12 protein-coding genes and 3 pseudogenes are annotated in these 16,070 nt (G+C 40.5%); 12 read left to right on the plus strand and 3 right to left on the minus strand.

Annotation, left to right across the window (positions count from 1 at the left end; genetic code table 11):
* Window position 1: 1 nt before the first annotated feature.
* Together GWD08_RS05080 and GWD08_RS05085 are read right to left on the minus strand one after the other, a co-directional pair.
* Window positions 2–973 carry a ribose-phosphate diphosphokinase gene (locus GWD08_RS05080; RefSeq protein WP_159548127.1) on the minus strand — a complete coding sequence of 324 codons (972 nt, stop codon included), beginning with the start codon at window positions 971–973 and terminating at the stop codon, window positions 2–4.
* Window positions 974–1,100: 127 nt separating this feature from the next.
* The gene (locus GWD08_RS05085) at window positions 1,101–1,670 is read right to left on the minus strand and encodes a CYTH domain-containing protein (RefSeq protein WP_159564580.1); all 570 of its coding nucleotides are present in this window, start codon (window positions 1,668–1,670) and stop codon (window positions 1,101–1,103) included.
* 81 nt (window positions 1,671–1,751) lie between these two features.
* Between GWD08_RS05085 and yjbM the strand changes: the two genes are divergently transcribed.
* The 6 genes from yjbM to GWD08_RS05115 all read left to right on the plus strand — a co-directional run bounded on the left by yjbM (window position 1,752) and on the right by GWD08_RS05115 (window position 7,753).
* Window positions 1,752–2,423 carry a GTP diphosphokinase gene (gene yjbM, locus GWD08_RS05090; RefSeq protein ID WP_159545261.1) on the plus strand — a complete coding sequence of 224 codons (672 nt, stop codon included), beginning with the start codon at window positions 1,752–1,754 and terminating at the stop codon, window positions 2,421–2,423.
* Window positions 2,398–3,234 carry an NAD kinase gene (locus GWD08_RS05095; RefSeq protein ID WP_159545259.1) on the plus strand — a complete coding sequence of 279 codons (837 nt, stop codon included), beginning with the start codon at window positions 2,398–2,400 and terminating at the stop codon, window positions 3,232–3,234. The genes yjbM and GWD08_RS05095 overlap by 26 nt, the downstream gene beginning before the upstream one ends.
* On the plus strand, window positions 3,231–4,136 hold the full coding sequence (locus GWD08_RS05100; RefSeq protein ID WP_159564582.1) for an RluA family pseudouridine synthase: 906 nt from the start codon (window positions 3,231–3,233) through the stop codon (window positions 4,134–4,136). The genes GWD08_RS05095 and GWD08_RS05100 overlap by 4 nt, the downstream gene beginning before the upstream one ends.
* A 2-nt stretch (window positions 4,137–4,138) precedes the next feature.
* Entirely contained in the window at window positions 4,139–5,134 is a 996-nt protein-coding gene (pta, locus tag GWD08_RS05105) for a phosphate acetyltransferase (RefSeq protein WP_159564584.1), read from the plus strand.
* A gap of 71 nt (window positions 5,135–5,205) precedes the next feature.
* On the plus strand, window positions 5,206–5,964 hold the full coding sequence (locus GWD08_RS05110) for an SDR family NAD(P)-dependent oxidoreductase (protein WP_159548133.1): 759 nt from the start codon (window positions 5,206–5,208) through the stop codon (window positions 5,962–5,964).
* 445 nt (window positions 5,965–6,409) lie between these two features.
* On the plus strand, window positions 6,410–7,753 hold the full coding sequence (locus GWD08_RS05115) for an MFS transporter (RefSeq protein ID WP_159564591.1): 1,344 nt from the start codon (window positions 6,410–6,412) through the stop codon (window positions 7,751–7,753).
* 111 nt (window positions 7,754–7,864) lie between these two features.
* Here the strand turns inward: GWD08_RS05115 and GWD08_RS05120 are convergent, their stop codons facing one another.
* On the minus strand, window positions 7,865–8,566 hold the full coding sequence (locus tag GWD08_RS05120; RefSeq protein ID WP_159564586.1) for a hypothetical protein: 702 nt from the start codon (window positions 8,564–8,566) through the stop codon (window positions 7,865–7,867).
* 466 nt (window positions 8,567–9,032) lie between these two features.
* Here GWD08_RS05120 and GWD08_RS05125 point away from each other — a divergent pair, with 466 nt between their 5' ends.
* The 6 genes and pseudogenes from GWD08_RS05125 to guaC all read left to right on the plus strand — a co-directional run bounded on the left by GWD08_RS05125 (window position 9,033) and on the right by guaC (window position 15,945).
* Window positions 9,033–9,761, plus strand: a complete 729-nt coding sequence (locus GWD08_RS05125) for an ABC transporter ATP-binding protein (RefSeq protein WP_159548137.1) — start codon at window positions 9,033–9,035, stop codon at window positions 9,759–9,761.
* Window positions 9,754–11,280, plus strand: coding sequence for an ABC transporter permease/substrate-binding protein (locus GWD08_RS05130; RefSeq protein ID WP_159559669.1), 1,527 nt, complete (start codon window positions 9,754–9,756; stop codon window positions 11,278–11,280). The genes GWD08_RS05125 and GWD08_RS05130 overlap by 8 nt, the downstream gene beginning before the upstream one ends.
* Window positions 11,281–11,583: 303 nt before the next feature.
* Window positions 11,584–12,417: pseudogene (licT, locus tag GWD08_RS05135) on the plus strand (BglG family transcription antiterminator LicT).
* A 310-nt stretch (window positions 12,418–12,727) separates the two neighbouring features.
* Window positions 12,728–13,606, plus strand: a pseudogene (locus tag GWD08_RS05140) (ISL3 family transposase); the annotation flags it as partial.
* Window positions 13,594–14,430: pseudogene (locus GWD08_RS05145) on the plus strand (family 1 glycosylhydrolase); the annotation flags it as partial. The pseudogenes GWD08_RS05140 and GWD08_RS05145, both read left to right, overlap by 13 nt.
* A gap of 531 nt (window positions 14,431–14,961) precedes the next feature.
* Entirely contained in the window at window positions 14,962–15,945 is a 984-nt protein-coding gene (guaC, locus tag GWD08_RS05150) for a GMP reductase (RefSeq protein ID WP_159564588.1), read from the plus strand.
* The last annotated feature ends 125 nt before the right edge of the window (window positions 15,946–16,070 follow it).

Below are 16,070 nucleotides of genomic sequence, written 5' to 3' on the forward strand. Positions count from 1 at the left end.
ATTAACTTTCTTCGGGTGTGAAAGAAAAGAGGGGACTAAGGGGCTTACGTTCGTGGATGCGGATAATCGCATCCGCAATCAGCTGGCTGGCAGTGATATAAGTGGTATTATTAGGAGTCCGATTAAGTGTTCTAATCGAATCAGTCACAAGAATATCTCTGATTGGAGCAGTTTCTAGGACCTCGGCAGCCCCATTAGCAAAGAGGCCATGGCTTGCTACCGCATAAATATCTGTTGCCCCTGCTCGCTCAAGGACTTTTGCAGCCTCTGCAAAGGTTTTTCCGGTGTTTAAAATATCATCAATGATAATAGCTTTTTTGCCTTCGACTTCACCAATAACATAGCCTTGTTCACGGTGTTTGTCATCTGCAGAATAATCAATAATCGCAATAGGAGAATTGAGGTATTCTGCTAAAGAGCGCGCTCGCTTAATCCCTGAATTTTTGGGACTAACAACCACAACATCTTCACCAGATAAACCAAGCTTGCAATATTCTTTGGCAAATAGTGGTATGGTAAAAAGATTATCTACAGGAATATCAAAGAAGCCTTGTACCTGTACGGCATGTAAATCAAGCGTTAATACTCGGTCAATTCCTGCCTTAGTTAACATGTTAGCAACTAGTTTGGCAGTAATGGGCTCACGCGATGAAGCAATCCGATCCTGACGTGAATAGCCAAAATATGGTAAGACAATATTGATTGAATTAGCGCTAGCTCGCTTGCAAGCATCAATCATAATCAGCAATTCCCATAGATTGTCATTAACTGGGAAACTAGTTGATTGGATAATATAAATGTCGTCTCCGCGGACAGTTTCTTCAATATTTATCATGATTTCACCATCAGAGAATTGGCGAGAAGAAATCTTTCCAAGTGGTATACCTGTTGCTGCAGCGATTTTTTCAGCAATTGGAAGGTTTGATGTGAGTGAAAACAATTTGATTTGCTTGTCAGCATACTGTTCTGCCATGAGAAAATGAGCTCCTTTAATTCGTTCATAAATCACCAGGTAAGACGATTTAATAGTTACAGTAAGTACTATTATTTTAGCAAAAAAAAAGAAAAAAAGCAGGTAATATGCTAAGTTTCTTGCCTAATTATTTTTGCGCTAAGGCTTGGCTAAAGCGCGCAACTTTACTTTTTGCAAAGATAAATGGTAGCTGGTTTTCTTGTAAAAAAGCATCAAAGTCTTTTTTTCCTTGTTCAGGATCGCTCACTTCTAATTCTAATTCGTAATCTGTTTTTCCTAAATAGGTATTTAGGTCTAATGCCATCTTACCAATTGACGTTTGCACTTCACGTCGTACTGTGGTTAGAGCTCCAAAGCAAGCAATTCTATCAAGTGCAATACCAGATTCTTGGATTAGCGCAGCAATTTCTGATGGTGGTAATTGATTAGAAGCTAAGATTGTTTTTGCTTGGTCAGAAGTGAGGGCTAAATTGTATTCGCGATTACCAACCGTTTCTGGCACTTTCAAAGTCAACTCCGCATGATCAGTAAATGTACGGATACGCAGGGACATTTTATGGGATTTCAGCTGAAAATTACTCGTGTCAAAATAATGATTTACCTGTGTAACAGGTGAGATGGCAATCATTTGCTTAAGTATTTTAACATAGTTTTCATAGCTAAGCAGGGTTTTATATTCAATTTCAAGCTCGGTCATTGTACATTCCTTTTGCTTTCTTTTTATGCTATAATTAATCTTATATCAAAGTCAACCGTTTGACAAGAAAGGAGCTAGCTTGTGGCTTTAGATTGGGAAATTTTCTTGGATCCATACATCCAGACAGTTGGAGAATTAAAAATAAAGTTACGCGGTATTCGCAAACAATTTCGTAAACAAAATCGTTATTCGCCAATTGAGTTTGTCACTGGGCGCGTCAAATCCGTCGACAGCATTAAAGAAAAAATGGTCCAACGGGGCGTCTTAGAAGAAAATATCGCCCGCGATATTCAAGATATTGCAGGCCTACGGGTAATGGTTCAATTCGTTGATGATATTGAAGAAGTGTTAGCTTTGCTGCGCAAACGTCAAGACATGACGATTGTCTATGAACGTGATTATATTCAAAATATGAAGTCAAGCGGCTATCGTTCTTACCATGTCATTATTGAATATCCGGTTGATACTATTGATGGTCAAAAAAAGGTCCTGGCTGAAATTCAAATCAGAACTTTGGCGATGAATTTTTGGGCCACGATTGAGCACTCATTAAATTATAAATATAATGGGGTTTTCCCTGAAGAAATTAAAAAAAGGTTAGAGACAACGGCTAAAATTGCTTTAGAATTGGATGAGGAAATGCGCAAGATTCGAAAAGATATTCGCGAAGCGCAATTATTGTTTGATCCGATTACGCGCAATTTTAATGACGGGGTCGGAAATAGTGATGACACAGATGAATTATACCGATAAAACTACCAGAGTCGCCATTATCGCTAATGGCAAATACCAAAGTAAGCGGATTGCCTCTAAATTATTCTCCGTTTTTAAAGATGATCCAGATTTTTACCTATCCAAACGAAACCCTGATATTGTCATTAGCATTGGTGGTGATGGCATGTTGCTTTCAGCCTTCCATATGTATGAAAAAGAACTCAATCACGTCCGTTTTGTCGGTATTCACACAGGACATCTGGGTTTTTATACAGACTATCGTGATTTTGAGGTAGAGCAATTAATCGAAGACCTTCGACATGATCAGGGCGAAAAAATAGCTTATCCCATCTTAAGTGTTGAGATCACTTTAGAAGATGGACGTTTGATTCGTGGACGGGCCTTAAATGAATCCACAATCAAGCGGATTGAAAAAACCATGGTGGCTGATGTGCTCATTAATCAGGTGAAATTTGAAAGTTTTCGTGGTGATGGAATTTCTGTATCAACCCCAACAGGAAGCACAGCATATAACAAGTCGCTGGGCGGTGCTGTCTTACATCCAACCATCGAAGCTCTGCAATTAACCGAAATTTCTAGTTTGAATAATCGCGTTTTTCGGACCTTGGGATCGTCACTTATCATTCCCAAAAAAGATGTTATTGAAATTTTGCCGCAGCGCCTTGGAAATTACACCCTATCCATTGATAATAAAACGTTTACCCATCGCAATGTGGTGAAGGTTACCTATACTATTGATCGTAAAAAAATTAATTTTGTGTCTTCTTCAAACCATACCAGCTTTTGGGAGCGGGTCCGCGATGCTTTTATTGGAGACATTGAACCATGAGATTTGAATTTCTGGCTTCTCGCCAAGTGAAAGTAAAGACGCTGTTAAAAGAGCATGATATCTCACGTGGCCTTTTAGCTAAGATAAAATATAAGGGCGGTAATATTCTCGTAAATGGCATTGAACAAAATGCCATTTATTTATTGCAAGCTGGCGACCTTGTTACGGTTGATATACCTGATGAGCCAGCTTTTGAGAAATTGGAGGCCATTACACACCCTCTGACTATTGTCTATGAAGATGATCATTTCTTAGTACTCAACAAACCACATGGTTTTGCTAGTATTCCTAGTGTTAATCATTCTAATACGATGGCTAATTTTGTCAAAGCCTACTACCTAGAGCAAGGCTATCCCAATCAGCAAATTCATATTGTCACACGCTTAGACCGCGATACCAGCGGTTTGATGCTTTTAGCTAAACATGGTTATGCTCATGCGCGTTTGGATAAGCAGCTGCAGGCACGTTCGATTGAAAAACGCTACTATGCTTTGGTAGCTGGTCCAAGCGACCTTCCTGATTATGGAGAAATTATTGCCCCTATCGGTCGCAGTGAAGACAGCATTATTACCCGCCGCGTTGTAGCAGACGGTAAATACGCACGAACCACCTATCAGGTTGTAGCGCGCTATCCTAAGGGTGTTCACCTGGTTGATATTCGCTTGCATACAGGCCGTACCCATCAAATTCGCGTTCATTTTGCTCACATTGGTTTTCCCTTATTAGGGGATGATTTATACGGAGGTCGTTTAGATCTTGGAATCACTCGTCAAGCCTTACATTGCCATAGTTTAAGTTTTTATAACCCCTTTACAAAATCAATCAGTCGGCATACTAATAAGTTGACAGATGACTTTGACAGCGTTATCATAGATTTAAAGAAAGGTGTAAATAAGGTGTAAACATGAGTATTAGAACATTGTTCGGTAGCTTACGAGAAAAAGTTGTAGGAAAGGATATGAAGATTGTTTTTCCAGAGGGAAATGATGAGCGCGTCTTACGAGCAGCTGCGCGCTTAAAATTTGAGGGGCTGGTTGAACCAATTATCCTTGGAGATGAAGAGGCTATTCGTAGCCTTTTAACAAAGCTAGGGTTTACAGACCAAAAGTATACCATTATTAATCCTAGCCAGTACGCTGATTTTAACAAGATGAAAGAAGTATTTGTAGAGATCCGTAAGGGAAAAGCAACAATGGAAGATGCTGATCGCTTACTTAAAGATGTCAATTACTTTGGGGTGATGCTTGTTAAAATGGGCTTGGCTGATGGTATGGTTTCAGGAGCAATCCACTCCACTGCCGACACTGTTCGTCCTGCACTCCAAATTATAAAAACAAAACCCGGCATTTCTCGTACCTCCGGTGTCTTCTTGATGAACCGTGAAAATACTGAACAACGTCTTATCTTTGCTGATTGTGCTATCAACATTGATCCAAATGCTCAAGAACTAGCAGAAATAGCTATTAACACTGCCGATACAGCAAGAATCTTTGACATTGACCCCAAAATTGCCATGCTGAGCTTCTCATCAAAAGGAAGCGCCAAAGCACCACAAGTTGATAAGGTCCAAGAAGCGACTCAATTGGCACATAAAATGAAACCAGAAATTATCCTTGATGGCGAACTCCAATTTGATGCGGCGTTTGTCCCTGAAACTGCCGCTATTAAAGCACCAGGTAGTAAGGTTGCTGGTCAGGCCAATGTCTTTATCTTCCCGGACTTACAATCTGGTAATATTGGTTACAAGATTGCTCAGCGCCTTGGAATGTTTGAGGCTATTGGACCAATCCTGCAAGGGTTGAATATGCCTGTAAATGACCTCTCACGTGGTTCAAGTGCTGATGATATTTACAAACTTGCCATTATCACAGCAGCGCAAGCCCTTGATAATGCTAAATAAGCGGAGCTTTTAAAAGTGGAGTGGGGTTTTGCCATCCACTTTTTTACTAGCTTAGAAAGAAGGCGTTTAAAATGAAAAAAACAGCATTACTGACTGGTGCTTCAGCTGGCTTTGGCTTAGCTATCGCTCAGGAATTGGTACAGCAAGGTTATCGGGTGATTGGCGCTGCACGGCGCTATTCACTATTAACAGACATACAGCAGACCTTAGGTGCTAACGATTTTTATCCTCTAGCTATGGACGTTTCAGACACTGCAGCAATTGATCAAGCGCTAGCTGATTTACCTAAAGATTGGCAGGCAATTGATCTGTTAATCAATAATGCAGGCTTAGCTCTTGGTTTGGATAAGGCCTATGAAGCTGATTTTGACCAGTGGTTAACCATGATTAATACTAACATTATTGGCTTGGCCTATTTGACACGAAAAATATTGCCCCAAATGGTAGCCAAGAATCAGGGAATGATTATTAATCTTGGTTCAACAGCAGGAACGGTTCCTTATCCAGGAAGCAATGTGTATGGCGCTTCTAAAGCTTTTGTCAAGCAATTTTCTCTTAATCTGCGAGCCGATTTAGCTGGTACAAAAATCCGTGTGACAACTATTGAACCAGGCTTGTGTGAGGGAACGGAATTTTCGCTGGTCCGCTTTCAGGGTGATCACAAACGAGTTCAAGCCCTATATCAGGGAGCACATGCTATCCAGCCCATTGATATTGCTAAAACAGTAGCTTGGGTTGTTAGCCAACCAGAGCATATCAATGTTAACCGCATCGAAATCATGCCGGTTTCACAATCCTACGGTCCCCAGCCTGTTTACCGTGATTTATAATACACAATCAAAAAGAAGGCTATCACCTCAACGTGCGACAAGCAAACCCAGGTATTTTCTGGCTTGTTTGTACCCACAATATGGGAAAGGGTATGCTAAACGAAGGAAATAGGAGGTCCAAGTCTGAGTGTGAGAGCCTGCTGTCTTTGCTTTTAAATCCTGCCAATAGTCAGCGGCATTCGTCCTAGAGGCTATCATTGGATGAACTGGGCTAAATAATTTTGTTACAGGCTTATTCTTTCTCTTTCCAAGGGACTTAAACATGGCAAGAGAAAATCAGCCTTTGCTTAATGTCATTCTTGTGTTATAATAAATCTTGTTTATATGAAAAAGAGAGAATAATTTAATTTTAAGCAGCCTGTGGGCTATTTAAATGGGTACTATGAGTGATTGTAGTACCTTTCTTACGGCTCTCATATCAGTTAGAAGGAGTAGTGACTTAATGATGCAGATCAAATCATGGCGTGTTTTACCAGCGATTATTTCAACCGCCATTTTAAGCTTTTGTGGTGTTCTTTTTGAAACCTCAATGAATGTGACCTTTCCCGAATTAATGCAGGTTTTTCATGTGCCTGCCACCTCCATTCAATGGGCCACTACGGGCAATCTGCTTGCTGTTTCCATTGTTGTCCCTCTTTCTGCCTATTTGATTAGAAATTTTTCTGAGCGGCAGGTCTTTATCCTAGCCAACGCCTTATTTATAGCAGGAGTAACAACAGATGCGCTGGCTAATCAGTTACCAACATTACTGCTAGGACGAGTATTACAGGGGATGGGAACAGGAATTGCCCTACCTTTGCTATTTCATATTATTTTACACCAGGTTGCGCTTGAAAAGCGTGGTCTTTATATGGGAATAGCAACAATGACGACTTCCTTAGCGCCAGCGATTGGCCCCACCTATGGTGGGGTAGTCTTGGCTACGCTTGGTTGGAAAATGATCTTTGTCTTGTTACTGCCGGTCTTGCTAGTTTCTTGTCTGGTTGGTTTGAAGGCTATTCCTAGTCGCTTGGTGCAAAAGAATGAAACATTGAATGTTCCTGCTTTTATCAGTCTAGGCATTGGTCTTGCTTTTTTATTGCTTACGATTGAAAAGTTATCCTTGCTTTTGGCTTGTGTTGCTCTTTTAGGCTTTGTTGGCTTTTATTATTTCAATCGCAAACAGCCGCTCCTTAAACTTACTGTCTTTAACAACAAGGCCTTTCTCATCCTACTCTATGGGGTATTAGCTTATCAAATGGTCCCCTTAGCAACCTCTTATGTTCTGCCTAATTATTTGCAACTTGGCCTTGGGCAAAATTCGGTCCAAGCAGGTCTTTTTATGTTTCCAGGAGCTATTTTAGCTTCTGCGCTCTATCCCTTTTCTGGTCATCTGTTAGATAAAATTGGCTCCTTTAAGCCAATCACGCTTGGACTTGGTTTGACACTATTAGGCTTGTTCAGTATGTCCTTATTGATTATGACTAGAAGTGTTTGGGGTCTGCTTTTAACGGATTTGTTGGTCAAGATGGGGATGGGCTTTGGCCTTAGCAATATGGTGACGACCTCGCTTTCACAGCTAAAGGAGCATGAATTTGCGGATGGAAATAGTATTTTAAATACCTTTCAGCAATTTGCGGGCGCCTTTGCGGTAGCCATATCCTCACAACTCTTTGCTCTAGCACAAGCACATCATCCTGAAATGGGTGCCCGCCTTGGTGGGCGCAATGCCCTTTATTTTATTCTCTTTGCAGTGTTTGTCGCCTTGCTTGGCCTGATGCGCGTCAAACGAGCGCGAGCGATTTCCTAATCTAATCGCTAAATGAAATGATGCAAAAACCCTTATAATTCCTTTTTGGGGTCACCACAAAGGAGCTATAAGGGTTTTTATTTGAAAAAGTTAGCCTAGCCTTTGCGTGAATCAAGGGTAATCAGGCTTGTCAGTAGAGATTGAAGGGCCTGAGGTTACATCAGACCAACCAACAATAGCTTGCGCGGTCTCATCCAAGTACTGAGCCAAAATGGGTTTTAGATCTTGGACAAGGTCAAGAGAGCCTACGTAGCAACCATTCTCATCTTGTAAGCCATAATAAGATTGAAAATAGATATGATCCAAGGAAGCAAAGGGTAAGAGCAGGTGCAAATTGCCTTGCTTGCGTAAGTGTTGCCAAATCCAAGTTTCTAAATGGTTTTCATCACTGGGTAAAAAGCTGCCATTGAACTGATGGTTATGATATAAGATCTGGCCTTTAGCGTTAGCCATGCGCATTTGGCTAGGAAATTGTTGCAGGTAAGTCTGAAGATTGCTTGTTAATTGCTGATAGAGCTGCGTCAGGGTACGTGCCAGTTCATAAGCTTTCTGACTGTCTTTTAGAGAGTCCGGCACAAGATAGTAGCCTGCTTGATCTGCAGATTCACTAAAGAGAAAGGTTTTAATAGGATAAGTATCGTCTTTAAATGAAAAAATCACATCATAGGCAGCTATCTCCTCAGGAAGGGCATTTTGGTCGTAAATGATAATCTCAAAAAGGTAGTCAAAGTGCTCTTGTAAAAAGCTATAGATGGCTTTTTGTGTTTCAGATTGATTGGTAATAATAGCTAAGACACGATAAGTTTTAATCATAACATCATAATAGCGATTATTAGATAAAATAGCAATTAGAGCGTTTTGGAATTTCTGCTAAGATTTGGCTATATTATAGTCAAAATAGTTGACTTGTTTGGTGTCACATTTTATAATAGTGACATTTCTAAGATTATTAGATGTGGTCAAAATCTAGTCAAAAAGAGCGCTGCTTTTTAATGGATAATCTGGTGATATTGACACAGACTCAAGCACAACCTGGCTAACATTTGTTTGGACTAACTCTCAAAGTGACCGTATATCTTTTTAATCACTTTAAGCACTGACTAAGGAAGTAAGGCTGTATTGGCTTACTTACATGGGAGGGATGGACTCACAGCAGATCGCACAGATGGGTTCCCTTAAAATAGGGTTCTTATGAACTTCCAACCTTGCGCAGGCGATACTGTTCTAGTCGCTTACCACAAAGCAGACGTCCTGCCTTACGAAACGAAATGGAGCTTTTATGATACGTTTTAACAATGTTTCAAAACAATTTGGTGACAATCGCGTTTTGGAAAATCAAACTTTTCAAATCAATGATCATGAGTTCTTTGTCCTAGTAGGTTCTAGTGGGTCTGGCAAGACAACGTTATTAAAAATGATAAACTGCCTCATTGAGCCTAGTTCAGGGGAAATTCTGTTAAATCAGGTGGCCCAAAAAGATCTTAATCTGCGGGACATGCGTCTTTCTATTGGCTATGTTTTACAAGAGATTGCCCTTTTCCCCAATCTAACGGTTGCTGAAAACATTGCAATTATTCCTGAAATGAAAAATTGGTCAAAAGAGGCCATTCACCAACGAACGGTAGAGTTGTTAACAAAAGTAGGTTTACAACCAAAAGACTACATGAACCGTTACCCAAAAGATTTATCAGGAGGTGAGCAGCAGCGCGTAGGCATTGTGCGTGCTATCATTGCACAACCTAAAATCCTCTTGATGGATGAGCCTTTTTCTGCCTTAGATCCGATTTCGCGCAAACAACTACAAGATCTAATCTTGTCTTTGCATCGCGAACTGGATATGACCATCGTCTTTGTCACACACGATGTTAAAGAAGCCCTTAAGTTGGGGCAGCGTGTTGCCATTCTAGACCAAGGTGAAATCATTCAACTGGATACACCGCAAGCCATTCAAGCACATCCAGCTAATCAGTTTGTTGCTAGCTTATTTGAAGGAGAACTAAATGACTAACCTCATCGCAACCTTTCAAGAACGCTTTGGCGAGTGGACCAGAGCTCTCGCAGAACATTTGCAAATTTCGCTGGTTTCTTTACTAATTGCCTTATTAATTGGCATCCCCCTAGCTAGTTTGCTCAGTAAAAGCAAGCGGTGGTCTGACTTTGTCTTGCAGCTGACAGGCATTTTTCAAACCATTCCTTCGCTAGCTCTTCTTGGTTTATTCATTCCATTAATGGGGATTGGAACTGTACCTGCCGTTACGGCCCTCGTTATTTATGCTATTTTTCCGATTATCCAAAATACCATTACCGGCTTAAATGGCATCAATTCAAGCCTTGTCGAGGCCGGCACCGCCTTTGGGATGACCAAGTGGGAGCGCCTAAAGAAGTTTGAAATTCCCATTGCCATGCCGGTTATCATGTCTGGGGTGCGGACCTCAGCAGTTATGATTATTGGTACCGCAACCCTAGCTTCCTTGATTGGAGCAGGTGGCCTGGGATCCTTTATCCTTTTAGGGATTGACCGTAATAACACCAGCTTGATTTTAATTGGGGCGATTTCTTCTGCCTTATTGGCCATTTTGTTTAATACCATCTTGCAATATTTAGAGAAAGCTTCCTTACGTAAAATCCTATCAGCTTTTGCCCTGATCGTCTTTGCTTTGTTTGCCTCTTATGCACCGACTGTCTTAAGTCAATTCAATAAAAAGCAGGCTACCATTACCATCGCTGGTAAATTAGGAGCAGAGCCAGATGTCCTGATCAATATCTACAAAGAATTGATCGAAGACCAATCAGATTTACGGGTTACTATTAAACCTAACTTTGGGAAAACCACCTTCCTCTATCAGGCCTTAAAATCTGGTGATATTGACATTTACCCAGAATTTACCGGGACCATCACCTCAAGTCTCCTTACCAAAAAGCCCGCTCTTTCCACCGACAGCCAGCAGGTCTATCAGGACGCGCGCAACGGCATATATGAACAAGATAAACTCGTCCTATTGAAGCCCTTTGCTTATCAAAATACCTATGCTATTGCTATTCCTGAGAAAATAGCTGCGCAGGAGCAGATTGAAACCATCAGTGACCTTGCTGCTCACCAAAATGGATTAAAGGCAGGTTTCACTTTAGAATTTAAGGACCGAGAAGATGGCTACAAAGGTTTGCAGAAAGCTTATGGCTTACACTTACCAGTGTCAACCATGGAGCCGGCCTTACGCTATCAAGCAATAAAAAACAAAAACATCCAAGTAACCGATGCTTACTCAACTGATGCTGAACTAATCAAGTACCACCTCAAAGTCCTTAAAGACGACCGGCATGTCTTTCCGCCATATCAAGGTGCCCCATTAATGAAAGCTAGTTTGATTAAAAAGCATCCTGAGCTTAAAAAAATCCTCAATCAGTTGGCTGGTAAAATTACCGAAAAAGAAATGCAAGCTATGAATTATCGGGTGTCAGTCAAAGGACAAGACGCCAATCGTGTCGCAAAAGATTACCTGATAAAAAAAGGCCTCATCAAGCCCTAGATTTAGAAAAAGTAACCACCTTGTGCTCTGCTTGCCAGACTTAAAAGACTCTATTATTTTTTGTAGTAGCCATACTGCTAAAATAATAGAGTTTTGTCTGGCCTTGCTTTGTTTTACAGCAGCGTCTTTTTAAAGCTCAGTCTCTAAGAAACGAGCTTGTGCTAGGCACAGCTCAATAGTTATTAAGGTAAATGCGGTTCAATTTATTATTTTTTGGAAGATATATTTTAAAAAATTGTCTTTTTTGCTAGAATAGAGGCCAGTAACAATCGATTGATTTTTCAATAGATGAGGAAAACCTAAATGAAAATAGACAAAGTTTATAACAATAATGTGGTTCATGTCAAATCAAGTGATAATCAAGAGATTATTGTAATGGGAAAAGGACTGGGATTTGGGGAAAATGTGGTGACCAAATCGATCAATCTTTAGTTGAAAAAACCTTTGTTTTACAAAATAATGCTGTCGCCACAGACTTATCCAGAGTATATACTGACCTTAGTCCAGAAGAAATGGCAACCTACCTTGCGATTATTAAATACGGACAAGAGATTTTAGCAACCACTTTTGAAGCGTCGCTATACGTCGCTTTGGCCGATCATTTGCATTATACATTAGAGCGAGCTGCCCAAGGGCTCTATATTAACAATCCGCTAGCTTGGGAAATTCGAAAATTCTATCCTAAAGAATACCAAGTGGGCAAAGAAGCACTGAAGATGATTTTTGAACGGGTCTGTGTGCTGTTGCCAGAAGACGAAATTTCCTCCATCGCTTTGCATTTTATTAATGCCCAAAAAGAGTCACACTTAAATCAAGAATCCTATCACGTTTCGAAAATGGTCACAGATATCCTTGGGATTGTTAGACTCTTTTATGGCAATATTCAAGATAATGAATCAATTAGCTATAATCGTTTTATCACCCATCTTCAATATTTTGCGCAATGGGTCGTAAATGGGATAGTTCAAGGGAAAAACGATAGTTTTCTTTATGAGCAGGTTAAGGCTAATTATCCAGAAGCATTTGCTTGTTCGCAAAAAAATTAAAAGCTATATTGAATCAACTCATCATTTTCAGATGAGCCCAGACGAACAAGTTTATATCACAATTCATATTCAACGTTTGGACACCAGTTAATCACCGCATTGACCAATTTTAAGAAAAGTAAAAAAGCGCTTGCAAAATGATTTGAGCAATGGTATGCTCAACTTAATAAAAAGGATTGTTACTGAAGAGGCAGGCAAAACCTAAACAAATACAAAATGATAATCATCGTTACCTTTTTGGGCGAATGATTGTGGTTTCGTATTTGTTTAGGTTTTTTCGGCTCTATAATATCTGTAGTGGGTAAATCCACTCTGGAGATGATGGGCCTTTTTCATGCAGACAAAAAGTCCCATATGACTTATAATGAAAAGCGTCAAATCAACTCATTAGAAAGTGTCATATGGAACACCTTAAGAATACCACAGAATTAATCGGAATTAAAGATAAAAATATAGCTTTAGACAATGTTTTTCAACATAAGACGCACATTGAACTCTATGCAAGGCTGGATTATGAGCCTAAAGGGTGTCCGACTTGTGGTGGAAAACAGATAAAATACGACTTCCAAAAGCCGTCGAAAATCCCATTTCTTGACATCAATGGCTTTCCTAGTCTGATCAGGCTTAAAAAACGTCGGTTTCAATGCAAAAGCTGTCGTAAGGTTACTGTTTCTGAAACCAATTTGGTGCGAAAGAACTGCCAAATCTCTGAGCCTCTTAGGCAAAAGGTCGCTCAAGGACTGCTCAACCGTCAAGCGCTAACACACATCGCTCAAAACCTAGCGGTTTCTCCATCAACCGTCCATCGAAAACTCAAGCAGTTCTCCTTCAAGGAAGACTTCTCGCAACTGCCTGAGGTGCTCTCCATTGACGAATTTGCTTATCGAAAGGGGAAACTCGCCTTCATCGCTCAGGATTTTGAAACCAAGAAAATCATCACCATCCTTGATAATCGGACGCAAACAACCCTTCGCAATCATTTCTTTAGGTACTCTAAAAAGGCTAGAAACAGCGTTAAAATCGTTACTGTTGATATGTCTGGTTCTTACATTCCCCTCATCAAAATCCTATTCCCAAAGGCTGAGATTGTCCTTGACCGTTTCCATAGTGTCCAGCACCTGAATCGAGCTTTAAACCAGACCCGCATTCAACTCATGAAGCTGTTTGACAAGAAATCCCTTGAATACCGAGCCTTGAAGTACTACTGGAAATTGGTCTTGAAAGATAGTCGAAAACTCTCGCTGCACCGCTTTTACTCAAGAACTTTGGCGAAAATGTTGAACAAATCAAATACTTAGCAGCCCATCATGAATTAGTTGCGTCAGCTTTAGCGACCAAAATTGGTCATGACATTGATCCTGATAATAAGATTGGCTGCATGTTGGCTGCTGGGCAATATTACCCTTATACCAGTCATCCCAAAGACTACTGGGCCGCTATGCAAAGTGACCGTGAAGGTTATTTCTTTGTTGATGTTCAGGCGCGTGGTTACTACCCTAATTATGCTAAGAAATACTGGGAACAATCAGGAAGTGACATTGACATCACAGATGAGGATTTGATCTTGCTACAGGAAAATACAGTTGACTTTATCTCGTTTTCCTATTATTCCAGCCGAGTAGCGTCAGCTAACCCAAAGCTTAATGAACAGACGGCAGGCAACATTTTTGCGTCAATCAAGAATCCCTATTTAAACGCGTCAGAGTGGGGCTGGCAGATTGATCCACTTGGTTTGCGCATTACTCTTAATGCCATTTGGGATCGTTATCAAAAACCGCTCTTTATTGTCGAAAATGGTCTTGGAGCAGTTGATATACCAGATGAGAATGGCTATGTGGCCGATGATTGCCGAATTGATTACCTCAGGGACCACATTCAGGCTATGAGTGCTGCTATTAATCTTGATGGCGTAGAGCTGTTGGGCTATACCACCTGGGGCTGTATTGACTTGGTTTCAGCTGGCACCGGTGAAATGCAAAAACGCTATGGCTTTATCTATGTTGATCGTGATAATCTAGGAAATGGAACGCTCAAGCGAACAAAGAAAAAATCCTTTGCCTGGTATAAGCAAGTCATTGCAAGCAACGGTAGTAGATTAGATTAGCAACAAGAGCTGCCCGATCAGCACAATCAGCCGCGTAGTGTAGTAGCCATTAAGTATTTACTTATGGGAAATGGTAGCCCAAACAGCCTGTCACAGCAGCTATGATTCCTAATCAAGATGATGCAGCTGGCCTTTTATCATGCTTTAAATGCTAGATTTTTGCTACTAGCTTGGTATTTGGATAAGCCCGTACAAGTTAGCAGTTCTTTTTAGATTGCAGCTTCAATAAAAGACGATGGTTATTGAGTTGGCCCAAAAGACCAGCTCCTTTTTGCTGTATCAGGATGATAAACCGAGTGAACTAATCAAGAGAAAAATCAGCAAATAAGAAAATATTACCAGAAAAACCGAACATTTTTTCATAAATAAATAGTAAAATTGACATAACCGAAATATTAGATTAGAATTTTTCAAGGAAAGGTAAGGTTTTACCTAGTGATGATTTCACTTTGAAATCATAGGAAGGTCATTTTTTTACAGAAAACCTGCTTGCTCTTAGAGCTAGTATGCAGGTTTCAAAAGGAGTAGTAAATGTTTAATGACATGCCTGTATTTGATTATGAAGATATTCAATTGGTACCCAACAAATGCATTATTTCAAGCCGTTCAGAGGCCGATACCACGGTTCAACTTGGCTCTTATCGGTTTAAGCTACCAGTGATTCCGGCCAATATGCAGACCATCATTGATGAAACAATCGCTGAAGAGTTGGCCAAAGCAGGGTATTTTTATATTATGCATCGCTTTGATGAGGCCAGTCGAAAACCCTTTATTGCTAAAATGCATGCGCAGGGATTGATTGCGTCTATCTCAGTTGGTGTCAAAGCTTACGAATATGAATTTGTCTCTTCTTTAAAAGAAGATGCGCCAGAATTTATTACCATTGATATTGCACATGGCCATGCCGATAGTGTTATTCAGATGATTCAGCATATTAAATCAGAATTGCCTGAAACCTTTGTGATTGCAGGCAATGTCGGAACACCAGAGGCGGTTCGTGAATTAGAAAATGCTGGAGCAGATGCAACAAAAGTTGGCATAGGTCCTGGTAAGGTTTGTATTACTAAAGTCAAAACAGGCTTTGGAACTGGCGGCTGGCAGTTGGCAGCCCTTCGCTGGTGCGCAAAAGCAGCCCGCAAACCCATTATTGCCGATGGCGGAATTCGCACCCACGGTGACATTGCCAAGTCCATTCGCTTTGGTGCAACCATGGTCATGATTGGTTCTTTATTTGCAGGGCATATCGAAAGCCCGGGTAAAACAGTAGAAATCGATGGTGAAAGCTTCAAAGAATACTATGGCTCAGCTTCAGAATACCAAAAAGGTGAGCACAAAAATGTCGAAGGAAAAAAGATTCTTTTACCAACCAAGGGTCACCTAGCAGACACACTAACGGAAATGAAGCAAGATTTGCAATCCTCGATTTCTTACGCTGGCGGAGATGATATTGATAGTCTGCGCCGAGTTAATTATGTTATCGTTAAAAATTCTATTTGGAATGGGGATTCCATTTAGAATCATTCCCGTAGTTAATATTGTTGTCCAATTTGTTATAGTCCAAAGGGAGATAATAATGACTTTCCTTGTCTTAACAATTGGTCAACAATATTCACTGATGCCCTTTCTTCCAATTAAATGCA

It is taken from the genome of Streptococcus halichoeri (assembly GCF_009870755.1).
Taxonomy (GTDB): Bacteria; Bacillota; Bacilli; order Lactobacillales; family Streptococcaceae; genus Streptococcus; species Streptococcus halichoeri.

Coding starts and splice junctions, on each gene's coding strand:
- GWD08_RS05080 (WP_159548127.1), bottom strand. CDS start 973: ATGGCAGAACAGTATGCTGACAAGCAAATCAAATTGTTTTCACTCACA.
- GWD08_RS05085 (WP_159564580.1), bottom strand. CDS start 1,670: ATGACCGAGCTTGAAATTGAATATAAAACCCTGCTTAGCTATGAAAAC.
- GWD08_RS05095 (WP_159545259.1), top strand. CDS start 2,398: ATGACACAGATGAATTATACCGATAAAACTACCAGAGTCGCCATTATC.
- GWD08_RS05100 (WP_159564582.1), top strand. CDS start 3,231: ATGAGATTTGAATTTCTGGCTTCTCGCCAAGTGAAAGTAAAGACGCTG.
- pta (WP_159564584.1), top strand. CDS start 4,139: ATGAGTATTAGAACATTGTTCGGTAGCTTACGAGAAAAAGTTGTAGGA.
- GWD08_RS05110 (WP_159548133.1), top strand. CDS start 5,206: ATGAAAAAAACAGCATTACTGACTGGTGCTTCAGCTGGCTTTGGCTTA.
- GWD08_RS05115 (WP_159564591.1), top strand. CDS start 6,410: ATGCAGATCAAATCATGGCGTGTTTTACCAGCGATTATTTCAACCGCC.
- GWD08_RS05120 (WP_159564586.1), bottom strand. CDS start 8,566: ATGATTAAAACTTATCGTGTCTTAGCTATTATTACCAATCAATCTGAA.
- GWD08_RS05125 (WP_159548137.1), top strand. CDS start 9,033: ATGATACGTTTTAACAATGTTTCAAAACAATTTGGTGACAATCGCGTT.
- GWD08_RS05130 (WP_159559669.1), top strand. CDS start 9,754: ATGACTAACCTCATCGCAACCTTTCAAGAACGCTTTGGCGAGTGGACC.
- guaC (WP_159564588.1), top strand. CDS start 14,962: ATGTTTAATGACATGCCTGTATTTGATTATGAAGATATTCAATTGGTA.